At 67.2% G+C, this 13,342-nt stretch carries 13 protein-coding genes; 8 read left to right on the plus strand and 5 right to left on the minus strand.

The features are described from left to right. Window positions 1-31 precede the first annotated feature (31 nt). From ABZ004_RS04360 to ABZ004_RS04375, 4 genes are all read right to left on the minus strand, one after another. Window positions 32-247: a hypothetical protein gene (locus ABZ004_RS04360; protein ID WP_355678331.1), complete on the minus strand. Its 216-nt coding sequence runs from the start codon at window positions 245-247 to the stop codon at window positions 32-34. 98 nt (window positions 248-345) lie between these two features. Next, a complete protein-coding gene (locus ABZ004_RS04365) occupies window positions 346-1,104 on the minus strand; it encodes a methyltransferase domain-containing protein (RefSeq protein WP_355678332.1) in 759 nt (252 codons plus the stop codon). A 42-nt stretch (window positions 1,105-1,146) separates the two neighbouring features. After that, entirely contained in the window at window positions 1,147-1,992 is an 846-nt protein-coding gene (locus ABZ004_RS04370; RefSeq protein WP_355678333.1) for an alpha/beta fold hydrolase, read from the minus strand. A gap of 130 nt (window positions 1,993-2,122) precedes the next feature. Then, a complete protein-coding gene (locus tag ABZ004_RS04375; RefSeq protein ID WP_355678334.1) occupies window positions 2,123-2,869 on the minus strand; it encodes a metallophosphoesterase in 747 nt (248 codons plus the stop codon). Window positions 2,870-3,021: 152 nt separating this feature from the next. Here ABZ004_RS04375 and ABZ004_RS04380 point away from each other — a divergent pair, with 152 nt between their 5' ends. The 8 genes from ABZ004_RS04380 (at window position 3,022) to ABZ004_RS04415 (ending at window position 10,430) form a co-directional block, all read left to right on the plus strand. After that, on the plus strand, window positions 3,022-3,543 hold the full coding sequence (locus ABZ004_RS04380) for a SigE family RNA polymerase sigma factor (RefSeq protein ID WP_355678335.1): 522 nt from the start codon (window positions 3,022-3,024) through the stop codon (window positions 3,541-3,543). A gap of 5 nt (window positions 3,544-3,548) precedes the next feature. Further along, the gene (locus ABZ004_RS04385) at window positions 3,549-4,367 is read left to right on the plus strand and encodes a hypothetical protein (RefSeq protein ID WP_355678336.1); all 819 of its coding nucleotides are present in this window, start codon (window positions 3,549-3,551) and stop codon (window positions 4,365-4,367) included. Between the two features lie 22 nt (window positions 4,368-4,389). After that, window positions 4,390-5,481 (plus strand): hypothetical protein, encoded by a 1,092-nt coding sequence (locus ABZ004_RS04390; RefSeq protein WP_355678337.1) that lies wholly within the window; start codon window positions 4,390-4,392, stop codon window positions 5,479-5,481. A 67-nt stretch (window positions 5,482-5,548) separates the two neighbouring features. Next, window positions 5,549-6,907, plus strand: a complete 1,359-nt coding sequence (locus ABZ004_RS04395) for an NAD(P)/FAD-dependent oxidoreductase (RefSeq protein WP_355678338.1) — start codon at window positions 5,549-5,551, stop codon at window positions 6,905-6,907. Window positions 6,908-6,952: 45 nt separating this feature from the next. Further along, the gene (locus ABZ004_RS04400; protein WP_355678339.1) at window positions 6,953-7,975 is read left to right on the plus strand and encodes an energy-coupling factor ABC transporter permease; all 1,023 of its coding nucleotides are present in this window, start codon (window positions 6,953-6,955) and stop codon (window positions 7,973-7,975) included. After that, window positions 7,972-8,730, plus strand: coding sequence for a cobalt ECF transporter T component CbiQ (gene cbiQ / locus ABZ004_RS04405; RefSeq protein ID WP_355678340.1), 759 nt, complete (start codon window positions 7,972-7,974; stop codon window positions 8,728-8,730). The genes ABZ004_RS04400 and cbiQ overlap by 4 nt, the downstream gene beginning before the upstream one ends. Continuing rightward, on the plus strand, window positions 8,727-9,500 hold the full coding sequence (locus ABZ004_RS04410) for an ABC transporter ATP-binding protein (protein ID WP_355678341.1): 774 nt from the start codon (window positions 8,727-8,729) through the stop codon (window positions 9,498-9,500). Before cbiQ ends, ABZ004_RS04410 begins: the two co-directional genes overlap by 4 nt. A gap of 144 nt (window positions 9,501-9,644) precedes the next feature. After that, window positions 9,645-10,430: an SGNH/GDSL hydrolase family protein gene (locus ABZ004_RS04415; protein ID WP_355678342.1), complete on the plus strand. Its 786-nt coding sequence runs from the start codon at window positions 9,645-9,647 to the stop codon at window positions 10,428-10,430. A gap of 621 nt (window positions 10,431-11,051) precedes the next feature. Here the strand turns inward: ABZ004_RS04415 and ABZ004_RS04420 are convergent. Then, window positions 11,052-13,340: an excinuclease ABC subunit UvrA gene (locus ABZ004_RS04420; protein ID WP_355678343.1), complete on the minus strand. Its 2,289-nt coding sequence runs from the start codon at window positions 13,338-13,340 to the stop codon at window positions 11,052-11,054. Window positions 13,341-13,342: the final 2 nt, after the last annotated feature.

A 13,342-nucleotide genomic window follows, 5' to 3' on the forward strand; every position in this document is an offset into this window, starting at 1 on the left:
GCCGCCGTTTGCGTTGCACCAACCGCCGTCGTCACACCGGGCGAAGCCAGCTGCTGACGACGAGGTGCGGGCCGTACTGCGTACGTAGGTGCTCGGCCTGTTCCGGCGTTGCGGTGACGAGGACGAGGTGGAGGATTCCGTCGGGAGCCGACGATTGGAGAAGGCGGTCTCCGAGGGCGCTGTGCAGCCTCTGGCGGACCGTTTGAAGAGCAACCGTGTCGACAGTCCATCGCGGCTCGTCCACCATGCTCCGATGGTCGCCGCTGGTCGGTTGTTCGGCCAGTGGCGGGATATTTTCGCGGTAGCGGGCGAAGGTCGCGTCAGCGGGGCATGCTGAACCTCAGCTCAACTTGTGCGGTGGGCTATTACTCGGCTGAGGCCTAGGGTGCGGCCGTTGTCTGCTCGGAGCATTTGGGCTTCTTCTCGGTTCGGGGTACCGGCGTCCAGGTCACACGCGTCGTTCCATTGCAGCCAGTCGTGCCAGCTGTGCGGTAGTTGATCGGCGACCTCGACGGCGACCAAGCCGGTCTTCTCCCAGTGCCGGCGCCACCACGTGGGGCTGTGCCAGGCGCAGAAGTCCCATTTCCAGTAGGGCTCGAGGTGGGGCGGTGGAAATACCTCGTACTCCTCGACGGGACCGGGCTGGACGATCCCGATCTGACTACCTGGCTTCACGAAACGTGAGAAATAGCCGAGGTAGAGGTCGTCGGTTCCGAAGTAGTGGTAGGCGCCAATGCTGACCAGCGCATCGAAGAAGTTCTCCGCGTAAGGCAAAGCATGGGCTTCGGCGTGAATGGGATGAACTTGGGCTTCGACCTCCGCTTCGATCACCCGGCGCAGATTCTCCTCCGGCCTGACCCACAGATCCGTCGCCCAGACCTCGACCCCGAACTCCTTGGCCAGAAAGATCGAGCTGCTGGCGGTCCCACACCCCATATCCAGCACCCGCATCCCCGGCTCGAGCGATACGTGCTCGGCCAGCGCCTCCGCCTGCCAGAGGGTGTTCGGCCCCATCGCCCCGTCCACCATCCACCGAACCGAATACCCCGCCGACCGCGGATACCGCTCGTTCCTCAACAACCTCTCGAGCTCAGCATCATCCATGCGACCGGAGTGTGCGCGGGGCATCCGCGACCAGACAACCGATTATCGGCCGGCATCTAGGAAAGCGGTGAGGGTAGCGACGAACCCGGCGGGGTTGTCGAGCCAGGGGTAGTGGCCGGCGCCCGGCTGTACGACGTACCGGGGATCAGGGAAGAGATCGGCCAGTTCAGCGACCGCCTGTGGTGGGGAGTTGAGGTCGTACTCGCCGGCGAGGACGAGGACCGGGTTGGGGAAGGTGCTCAGGGCGGCCCGGGTTGCGGGCGGGTCGAAGGCGCCCTCGGAGACGAAGGTTGCGAAGGCTGCTGTGTTGCGATGGCCGGCCTGAGCGGCGTGGTGGGCCTGGGTGGTTGCGTCCCAGCGACCGTAGGAGAAGGGTGCGATGGCGTTCATCGTGTCCGCGGTCGCCTCGCCGGCCATGAGTGCTTTGAGGGCAGTCGAGGCCTCGGCGTACCAAGGCTCGTGGCTGCGGAGGGCTGCGATCTCGGCCCGGATCTCGCCGGGAACGTCGATGCCGGCGGCCATTGCGCTGGGTGTGATGAGGGCGAGTTTGCCGACCCGGTCCGCGTGATCCTCCAGGTAGCGCTGGGCCAGATTCGTCCCACCCGAGTGTGCGAGGAGATCCAGCTGGTCGAGGCCGAGATGCTCACGCAGCGCCTCGAGATCGCCGATGAGCCGGTCACACCGGTACGACGACGGGTCGTCCGGTACGGCGGATCGCCCGGTTCCCCGCAGATCGAAGAGCACCAGCTGCCGATGCGCCGCGAGTCCGCCGAGATCTTCGAAGTACAGGCTGTCCTGCATTCCACCGGGGATGCAGACCAGTGGCGCTCCTTCGCCGACCAGGGTGTAGCCGAGTTCGGTTCCGTCAGCAGCATTGAAGGTAGGCACAGCCGATCACCCTGTCAGCCCGGTCGGCAGGCAGGCAACCGGGTTAACGCTCGTTGCCGAGGACGGGTTTGAGGACCCGGCCGATCGGCCGCAGTACCAAAGGAGCGGTCATCGGGAAGTCCTTTCAGGCTCACGGCAGGAAACGGTAAACCGTAACTAGAGGTTGATCCGGCGTCCAGATGTGCAGCGCCAACCCGGGTGGTGCTGAAAGGTCTACTAGACCTTGACCCGGTTCGAAGGGCAGGTTGGCGGTGGAACGGATGCCCGGGGCAACGAGTAGCGGGAATCCGGCGAACGTGGTCGCGACACCGTTGTGCACGTGGCCGGCCAGAAGCGCAGTGATCGGCCTGCCGCGCAGTACGGCCGCAAAGGCGTCGCCGGATCGCAGGATCCACTCGTCGAGCACAGGGTGCTGCAGCTTGTTGGGCGGGTGGTGGAACGCGACGAACAGCGGCCCGTCGACAGGTTCGTCCAGTACGCCGGCCAGCCACTTGAGCGACTCGGCACTCAGCAACCCGTGGTCCTCGCCCGGCACCGACGTGTCCAGCAGCACGAACCGCGCCGTACCCACCTCCCGCACCTGATGAACCGGATGCCCAGCACCCTCCGACGACACCAGCGACGCCAACCCATCGCGCAACGGCGAACTCACATCGTGGTTGCCCGGCAGAACAAGCACCGGTACGTCGAACGCCAGCTCGGCCGCAACGTCCTCGTACTCCGCCAGCAGCCCGTGATCGGCAAGATCACCCGTCGCCAGCACCACGTCGACGGGCCGCGACAGCTCCTTCAAGTACGACGTCACCCGCCGCAACCGATCTCGCGCGTCGGCCGAGCCGTCCAGGTGCGGGTCACTGAGATGAGCGATCACAAACATGAGCAGCCTCCGATGTGCTAACGGTAGGCGAGCAATCTACCGTTAGCGCGGGGTCGTGCCCATCGATTAATCGCACACCGCTGACCGGGCCGGTCTGTGACACTTCGGGCGGCTGAGGAGTCGAAAAGGGTGACACCAGCTGAAGGAGCCAGATGCCCAAGAACAGCGGAAGCCGTAGGGAGCACGAGTTCGAGGAGTTCGCCCGCGCCCGGGCCGCCCAGCTCTATCGCTCGGCCTGGTTGCTCTGCGGCTCGCACCACCAAGCCGAAGACCTGGTCCAGGAGACCCTTGCCAAGGTCTATGCGAAGTGGCACCGCCCGTTCGGCCGCATCGACAACCCGGCGGCCTACGCGCAGACAGCGCTGACCCGGACGTTCCTGAGCGCCCGGCGGCGGCGCAGTAGCGACGAGAAGATGTTCGGCTCGGTGCCGGATCAGCCGACGGCCGACCCCGCGGACGGCTCGGACGTCCGGCTGAGCTTGCTGAACGTGCTCGGTGAGCTGCCCGCGCAGGACCGGTCCGTGCTGATCCTGCGGTACTTCGACGACCTCAGCGTCGACGAGGTAGCCGCCCGGATGGGGCTGTCGGCGGGTGCGGTTCGCAACCGGGCCATGCGCGCACTCGAACGGGTGCGCGGGCTGGTCGACGACTCGCTACTGATCAGGAAGGACTGAACCCGATGGACGACACCACCACCTCTCCGGAGACCGCCGAGCGCTTCGCGGAACTCCTGCACGAATCGTCGAACGGGCTGCCTGTCGACGTCACCGCGCTCGTGAGCGTGGGCATGGACCGGGGTCGGGTCAGACTGCGCCGGCAGCGGCGTACTGTCGCGACCTCGCTGGCAGCAGCTGGAGTGGTCGGCGTCGTCGCGCTGGCCACGACGGTTCTTCCCGGCCGCGCGGCGCAGAGGGTGAACCCAGCTGGCTTAGTCCCGACACCCGCCACATCCGCGATATCGACGGCCGCAACGCCCGCGGCCAAGTTGCCTGTCGTGAAGCGGCAACCGGTGGTCGTCCGCGACATTCCTGTTCGGGCCGCCGAGCTGCCGAAGTTGTTCACCGACCTCTATCCGGGCAAGGTCACCCCGGCCGAGGAACGCACCGGACGCATCATCGACAACGGCCGGCACGGAGTCAACGCCGCCCAGATCGCCCACTTCCTCTGGAACGGCAAGCAGACCTCGGTCGTATTTGCGGCGTTCGCCGGAACGCCCATCCAACGCTGCAACCTGCTCAAGTCGGACGGCCGGATCAGGACGACGTGCACCGAGAGGCCGGACGGCACGGTCCTGATGGCGTGGTGGGACAAGGATCCCGACGTGCCGGGAAGTAGTGCGCAGTCCGTGGCGCTGCTGACCAACCACGGCTACTCCATCGAGGTCATCTCCTACAACACAGCCGGCAAGCACCTGCCCGCGCTGAGCGCCCAGCCGCCGTTCAGCATCGACCAGATGACCAAGGCCGTGACCAGCACTCATTGGTTCACCCACCGCTGATATCACCCAGAAGGAGTTCTTTGTGAGACGGATCGTGACACTGCTGGCCACCATGCTCGTGCTGGCGCCGTTGGCAGCCCCGGTTGCCACCGCCCAGGTCGAGCCGGAACCGGTGTGGAAGACCAGTCCGGTCGGGCAGGAGCACCTGTACCTCGTCGACATCCAGGCCAAGGGCGGGGCGATGTTCGCGCTCGGCCAGGCGGAGGACCCGTGGTCGGGCCTGCCCGCCGTACTCCGGAAGGTCGGCGACAAGTGGGTACGACTGCCTGCTCCCGACAAGACCAACTACCTCCTGTACGGCATGGCGGTCGGTGGCCCGAACAGTGTCTGGGTCGTCGGCGTCGGAAACGCCGACTCCCGGGATACCACCCCGTTGCTCATGCACTGGAACGGGCGCACCTGGACCGAGATCAAGGGTCCGGATGTTCCCGCCGGTCAGTTCGGCGAGATCAAGATCGCCCCCGACGGCGCTCTCTGGGTGGCCGGCTGGGCCAGGATCGGCGATCGCGAACCAGGAGTCGTCTACCGGTACGCCGGTGGCAAGTGGCAGCCGCTCACCGCCGGCCTCGAGGACTCCATCAACGGCAACGTCCTCACCGTCTTCTCGAACACCGACGCCTGGCTCGGCCTCAACGCCGGCCTGGCCCACTGGGACGGCAAGACCTGGACGTACGTCGGCAGCGTCCCCACCGACGGCTCGGTCATCCCGGTCGCGATGGCGAACCGGGGCACGAAGGACATCTGGCTGACCGGCGTACAGCACACCGGCGGTCCGACCGGCGAACGCCCCCTGGTCATGCGGTACGACGGCAGGTCATGGCGCTCGGTCGAGGTCCCGGACACCAGCGGCCAGCTCTCCGACATCGCCTTCTGGAACGGCCGCCCGATCGCCGTCGGCGAACGATTCGTTGATGACGGCAACCACTTCTCCAACTACCCGCTCGCCCTCCGGTACGACGGCTCGAAGTTCGTGACCACGACCGTCCCCACTCCGGCAGGCACCGAAGGCACCTTGTCGAGCTTGCTCGCCACACCGAGCAAGCTCTGGACGGCCGGCTACACCTGGACGCCGTCGAACCCCGGCTACACCCCGTTGGCCGCCTTCACCAAATAGGATTACCGCTTGGTGACGCGGCGCCGCTGGGTTTGGCTGCGCCACAGGCTTCTGCGAGATTTGGCGCATGGCTGAACAGGTGGATGTGGTCGTGATCGGGCTCGGTGTCGGCGGCGAGGAGGCGGCCGGGAGACTGGCGGAGGCGGGACTGAGCGTGGTCGGCCTGGACCCACGGCTGGTCGGCGGCGAGTGCCCGTACTGGGGCTGTGTCCCGAGCAAGATGATGATCCGCGCCGCGAACCTGATCGCCGAGACCCGCCGCGTCGACGGGATGGCCGGCCGGGCGACCGTCATCCCCGACTGGGCCCCGGTCGCCCAGCGGATCCGCGAGGAGGCGACCGACGACTGGAACGACCAGGTCGCGGTCGACCGGCTGGTGAAGAAGGGCGTCACCTTCCTCCGCGAACGCGGCACCATCACCGGTCCCGGCCGGGTGACCGCCGGCGATCGCGAGTTCGAAGCCACCCGGGGCATCATCGTCGCGACCGGCACCGTCCCCTCGATCCCACCGATCGAGGGCCTCGCCGGTACGCCGTACTGGACGAACCACGAAGCGATCGAGGCCGACACCCTGCCGGCCTCGATCGTCGTGCTCGGCGGTGGCGCCATCGGCCTCGAGCTGACCCAGGTCTTCGCGCGCTTCGGCGTCGCCGTGACCGTGGTCGAAGGTGCCGAGCGGGTGCTCCCGCTGGAGGAGCCCGAGTCGGGCGAGCTGGCCCAGGCAGCCCTCGAGCGCGACGGCGTCACCTTCCGGACCGGCGTACAGGCCCAGCGTGTGGCGTACGACGGCGGCAGCTTCACCCTGACGCTCGGCGACGGCAGCACCGTGTCGGCCGAGAAGTTGCTAGTGGCAACGGGTCGCCGGGTCGACCTCAAGGCACTCGGGCTGGACAAGGCCGGGCTCGATCCCGAGGCCCGGCAGATCACCGTCGACGAGCATGTCCGCGCGGCCGACGGCGTCTGGGCGATCGGCGACGTGACCGGCGCGGGCGCGTTCACCCACACCGCGATGTACCAGGCCGACGTCGCGGTGTTCGACGTACTCCGCTCCGAAGGCGCCCCGGTCGCCAGCTACCACGCCATGCCGCGGGTGACGTTCACCGACCCGGAGATCGGCGCGGTCGGGCTGACCGAGAAGCAGGCGCGCGAGGCGGGTCTCGACGTGAGGACCGCGAGCAGCCAGATCCCGTCGTCGTCGCGCGGCTGGATCCACAAGGCCGGCAACGAGGGCTTCATCAAACTTGTCGTCGACAACGAACGCGGTGTGCTGGTCGGTGCGACGAGCGCCGGCCCGACCGGTGGCGAGGTGCTCGGCGCGCTCGCGGTCGCCGTCCACGCGGCCGTTCCGGTTCACTCTCTGCAACAGATGATCTACGCATACCCGACCTTCCACCGTGCGATCGGGGACGCACTCAAAGCTCTCTAGCCCGTTCTGTTGCGATCGAGTCGCAACTAGAACAAGAATGTCCGCATGCACGTACCTGACGGCTTCTTCGACGCGCCCACCTCCATCGCGACCGGCCTGATCGCCGCGGGAGCCGTCGGGTTCAGCCTGCAGCGGGCCAACCGGGAGATCCGGGAGACCGGTCCGGCGCTGGCCGGCCTCACCGCCGCCTTCGTGTTCGCCGTCCAGATGGTCAACTTCCCGGTCGGCGCGGGCACCAGCGGTCACCTCCTCGGCGGCGCGCTCGCGGCCGCCTTGGTCGGTCCATGGACCGCGGTCCTGGTGATGTCGACCGTCCTGCTCGTGCAAGGCCTGCTCTTCGCCGACGGCGGGCTGACCGCGCTCGGGACGAACATCACCCTGATGGGCCTGGTCACCGTTGTCGTCGGCTACTTCGTCACCCGCGCGCTCCTGAAGGCGCTGCCCAAGCGGGTCGGCAGCGTGGTCCCGGCGACGACGGTCGGCGCGCTGATCTCGGTCCCGGTCGCGGCGCTCGCCTTCACCGGCCTGTACGCGATCGGTGGCGCGGTCGACATCCCGATCGGCAAACTCGCCACCGCGATGGTCGGCTGGCACATCCTGGTCGGCCTCGGTGAGGCGGTCATCACGGCCGCGGTCCTCAGCGCCGTCGTCGCGACCAGGCCGGACCTCGTGTACGCCGCTCGCCATCTGCAGGCCGACCTCGTCCTGGTGGATGCCGACGGCAATAGTTCGACCGTGTCACCGGATCGCCCGATCGCGGCGAAGCCGGCTGGTCGCAGCCTCGGCATCGGGATCGCGACCACCTTCGTGGTGGCCGGCGTGGTCAGTCTGTTCGCCAGCGCGCATCCCGACGGCCTGGAGTTCGTCGGCGCGAAGCTCGGCTTCGGCGGTGCCGCGAAGAACTCGGCCGTCGCCGGCAGCCCGCTCGCCGACTACGGCGTCAGCGGCATCGGCAACGCCCAGGTCTCCGGCGCCCTCGCCGGCATCATCGGCGTCCTGGTCACGATCGCCGTCGGCCTCCTGATTGCAAAGCTGGCCTCCCTTCGCTCAGCTCGGTCAGAACTGTGAATGGAGATGGTCTACTGGTCCCGGTCGACAGCCGGATCCATCGACTTCCTGCACAGGTGAAGATCGTCGCGCTCTTCGTCTTCGTCCTCGCCGTCGTCGCGACCCCGTCCACCGCCTTCTGGGCCTTCGCCCTGTACGCCGTACTGCTGGTCGCCGTCGTCAAAGTTGCCCGGCTCCCCGCCCTCGTCGTCCTCAAACGCCTCGCCGTCGAAACCCCGTTCCTGGTGTTCGCACTGCTCCTCCCGTTCGTCGCAACCGGCCCGCGCCTCGAAGTACTGGGTGTCTCACTGTCCGAATCAGGCGTGCTCGGCTCCTGGAACGTTCTCGCGAAAGGCACCCTCGGCGTCGTCGCCGCGATCATCCTGTCCGCCTCGACGAGCCCGCGCGCCCTGCTCGCCGGCCTGGAACGACTGAAACTCCCGGCGGCCCTGATCGCGATCCTGTCCTTCATGGTCCGCTACCTCAACGTCGTCTCCGACGACCTGCACCGGATGCGCATCGCCCGTGAATCCCGCGGCTACCAAGGCGGCCGCGCCGGACATCTCAAGGCCGTCGCCGGGGGAGTAGGCGCCCTGTTCGTCCGCAGCTTCGAGCGCGGCGAACGGGTCCACCTGGCCATGCAGTCCCGCGGCTACAACGGCCGCATGCCGCAACTGTCTCAATCGGGCGCCGCGCAGGCCCAATGGCTGGAAGGTCTCGCGATCTCCCTGGCCGCCGTCGTCATCGCCGTCACGGCTAGGGTTGTCGGCTTGTGAGCGGCCCCTCGATCCACGTCGAACGTCTCGTCTTCGCCTACCCCGACGGCCGGCAGGCCCTGTACGGCGTCGACTTCACCATCCAGCGCGGCGAACGGGTCGCCCTGCTCGGCCCGAACGGCGCCGGCAAGACCACCCTCGTGCTGCACCTCAACGGCATCCTCGGCTCGGTTGCCGGCGGCACCGGTAGCGGCCGGATCCAGGTCGGCGGCTCGGACCTGCACCGCGAACACCTGCCCGAGGTACGCCGTAAGGTCGGCCTCGTCTTCCAGGATCCCGATGACCAGCTGTTCATGCCGACCGTCCGCGACGACGTCGCCTTCGGACCCGCGAACCTCGGTCTGCGCGGCGCGGAACTCGACGAGCGCGTGCACGAGGCACTGGTCCAGGTCGGCATGCAGGACCAGATCGACGTCGCTCCGCATCACTTGTCCTATGGCCAGCGCCGTCGGGTCGCCGTTGCGACGGTGCTTGCCATGCGCCCCGAAGTACTGGTGCTTGATGAACCGTCGAGCAATCTGGATCCGGCCAGCCGGCGCGAGCTGGCCGACATCCTCAGCGGGCTGGACGTGACCTTGCTGATGATCACGCACGACTTGCCGTATGCGTTGCAGCTGTGCGAGCGCAGCCTGCTGATGGACGCGGGCCGGATCGTTGCCGACGGAGCCACTCGGGAGTTGCTCGGAAACGCGGAACTGATGACCGCTCACCGGCTCGAGCTGCCCTATGGCTTCGACCCACTGTCGGTCCCGGGCCCGGAGCTGCACTAGTACGGCGCCTACCTGATTCAGAAACTGGCGGTGAATTTCTTACTGAGGTCTTGCATGTTACTCACTGGTCGGAGATCGTAACTCTGAGTTCACCGTCTTCCCTTGCAAAAAAGCGTCCATTCTAGTGCAAAGGCGGTCCGCCCCATGAAGCTCTTTGCCGGACTGGTCAGCGCGGCAGTCGTCGCCACCGCGCTCCTCAGCCCCACCCTCGCCCACGCCGCCACCCCGTCGTACGTCGCGCTCGGCGACTCGTACGCCTCCGGTGTCGGCACCCGCACCTACACCTCCGAGAGCGGCTCCTGCCAGCGCTCCACCAAGGCCTACCCCTACCTGGATGCGGGCCGGATCGGCGCGGCACTGACCGACATGGCCTGCTCGGGCGCCCGGGTCGCCGACGTCACGGCCAACCAGCTCGGGCCGCTGAACAGCACGACCCGGTTCGTCACCGTCCAGGTCAGCGGTAACGACGCCGGCTTCTCGTCGGTGATCACCGAATGCGCGCAGCCGGCCTGGCTCAGCGACTGCAACGGTGCGATCGACACCGCCCAGGCGACCATCAACAACACCATCCCGAGCCGGCTGAACGGGCTCTACGCGAACATCAAGAGCCGCGCCACGACCGCGAAGGTGATCGTGGTCGGCTATCCGCGACTGTTCAACGGCACCGACTGCAACGCCGGTACCTTCTTCAGCGGCGCGGAGATGACCCGGCTGAACGCGACCGCCGACCTGCTCAACTCCAAGATCTCGGCGGCGGCGAGCGCGGCCGGGTTCCCGTTCGTGAACCCGACGTCGGCCTTCATCGGGCACGCGGTCTGCGGCAGCCCGGAGTGGATCAACGGCCTGTCGAACCCGATCAGCGAGTCTTACCACCCGAACACCACCGGGCACGCGAATCTCGCGAACCTGGTGCAGCCGCAGCTGAGCTGACGCGGCTCGACCTGCGCGGTCCCTCGGTTCGTGGTGTGATGCTGAGGTACCGCGCAGACGCGTCCGGTGCCCGAGGCCTGCCCCGGAGGGGTGCCGACGTCGGGCACCGGACGGCTCTTTGCGCAGTCAAATGCTCCATCGGCCTGCCCAGAGTCGATGTGCCGATCTGGCGCGCTGAGACCTCGGCACCGACCGACGAGGAGTGGTGGCGTCATCGGTCCCCGATGTCATGCCCTACCCGGCAAACGCTGCTCAGCCCGTTCGACGAAGCCCCCACGGCCGCAGGAGGGTTCTTCGCCCACTGACACGTTCATTTCGCGGCATCGGCCGAACATCAGGTCACCGACTGCCCTATCCGATGATTTCGACCGGAGCTGACCGGGGTTCGGTCCGACCGCCGGGGGTTCGGACACCAGGTCGGGGGTCCTGGACAGGTTATTCGGTGTCCGCACCTCCGATTCGGTGTCCGCACCTCCGATTTGGTGTCCGCACCTCCGGCGCGGTGTCCGAGGTGACGAGCAGCGGCCCCGGCCAGGTCTCTTCCTGGCGGGGCCCCGTTCGCCATCGCATCTGCGGTGGGCTGCCGGTGGTGACGACTCGGGCTCGGTGGATGGATGATGCCTACCGATCTTGAGAGACGTACTGGCGGAGGTGTTCGGCGGTGAGGGAGGCGCTGCTCTCGACCAGGTCGGCGGGGATGCCGGTGAAGGTGATCCGGCCGCCGTCGTGGCCGGCGCCCGGGCCGAGGTCGATCAGCCAGTCGGCGTGCGCCATCACCGCCTGGTGGTGCTCGATGACGATCACGGTGTTGCCGTCGTCAACGAGCTTGTCGAGCATCGCCAGGAGTTGGTCGACGTCGGCGAGGTGCAGTCCGGTGGTGGGCTCGTCGAGGATGTAGATCGAGCCGCTCTTGCCCATGTTGATCGCCAGCTTCAGCCGCTGCCGCTCGCCACCCGACAGCGTCGTCAGCGGCTGACCCAGCCCGATGTACCCGAGCCCGACCGTCGACAGCCGGTCGAGGATCGCGCGGGCCGGTCCCTTGCTGAAGAACTCGCGCGCCTCGATCACCGACAACCCGAGTACTTCGCTGATGTTCTTCCCACGCAGCCGATACGCCAGCACCTCCGGAGTGAACCGCTCTCCGTTGCAGTCCTCGCAGACCGATGCGACCTCGGCCATCATCGCCAGATCTGTATAGGTGAGCCCCAGCCCCTTGCAGGTCGGACAGGCACCCACAGAGTTCGCGCTGAACAACCCCGGCTTCACCTTGTTCGCCTTCGCGAACTCGGCCCGGATCGGATCGAGCAGACCCGTGTACGTCGCGGGATTGCTCCGCCGCGAGCCCCGAATCGGCTCCTGCCCGGCAACGATGACCCCTTCGCGCCCAGCCAGCGAACCATGGATCAGAGAGCTCTTCCCCGACCCGGCGACACCCGTCACGACAGTCAGTACGCCGAGCGGCACGTCCACGCTGACGTTCTGCAGGTTGTGCAGCGTGGCCCCTTCGATCCTCAGCGCCCCGGTCGGCTGCCGTACGTCGTCGCGCACATTCACCCGATGATCGAGGTACCGCCCGGTGAGCGTGCCCGACTTCTTCAGCCCTTTCAGATCACCCGCATAGCAAAGACGCCCGCCCGCATGACCGGCACCGGGACCGAGATCCACGACATAGTCCGCGATCCGGATCGTCTCCGGTTTGTGCTCGACGACGAGCACGGTGTTGCCCTTGTCGCGCAGTTGCAGCAGCAGGTCGTTCATCCGCTGGATGTCGTGCGGATGCAGCCCGACCGTCGGTTCGTCGAAGACATAGGTGACGTCGGTCAGCGACGACCCGAGGTGCCGGACCAGTTTCACCCGCTGCGCCTCGCCGCCGGACAACGTCGACGACTCCCGGTCGAGACTGAGATACCCGAGCCCGATGTCGACCATCGAGTCGAGCGTCTCCTGCAAACCTTCCAGCATCGGCCCGACCGCAGGGTTGCTGATCCCGCGCACGAACTCGGCCAGATCGCTGATCTGCATCGACGAGCAGCGAGCGATGTCGTACCCGTCGATGGTCACCGCCATAGCCGCCTTGTTCAGCCGGGCTCCACCGCAGTCCGGGCACTGGATCAGCTTCACTGCCCGATCCGCGAACTCCCTGGTATGGCTCTGCATCGACTCGCGATCCTTCGCGAGCAGTTGCCGCTTCACCTTGGTGACCAGTCCTTCGAAGGTCAGGTTGCTCTTCCCGACCTTGACCTTCATGGCCGGCTGGTAAAGGAACTGCTCCCACTGATCAGCCGGATAGTCCTCGAGCGGCAGGTCCGGATCGAACAACCCGGAGCCCGCCATCACCTGCCAGTACCAGGTACCGACGGCGTACCCGGGAACCTTGATGGCCCCCGCATTCAGGCTCAATGACCGGTCGACGAACTCGGCGAGGTCGATCTCGGAGGCCTTGCCGAGTCCGTCGCACGAAGGGCACATCCCCTCGGCGCGGTTGAAGCTGAAGGCCGACGGCGGACCGGCGTACGGCGTACCGATCCGGCTGAACAGGACGCGGAGCATCGTGTGCGCGTCGGTCGCGGTGCCGACCGTGGAGCGGGCGTTGGCGCCGATCCGTTCCTGGTCGACGATGATCGCGGCGCTCAGGTTGCGCAGCGAGTCGACGTCGGGGCGGGACAGGCTCGGCATGAAGTTCTGCACGAACGCGGTGTAGGTCTCGTTGATCATCCGCTGGGACTCGGCGGCGATCGTGTCGAAGACGAGGGAGGACTTGCCGGATCCGGAGACGCCGGTGAAGACGGTCAACCGGCGCTTCGGGATGTCGACCGAGACCCCGGCGAGATTGTTCTCCCGGGCTCCCCGGACCTCGATCACGTCATGGCTGTCGGCGGTTGGCTGGTCAGTGAAATTCGCAACAGGCATAC

Origin of the sequence: Kribbella sp. NPDC006257 (assembly GCF_040613535.1) — a bacterium.
Taxonomy (GTDB): Bacteria; Actinomycetota; Actinomycetes; order Propionibacteriales; family Kribbellaceae; genus Kribbella.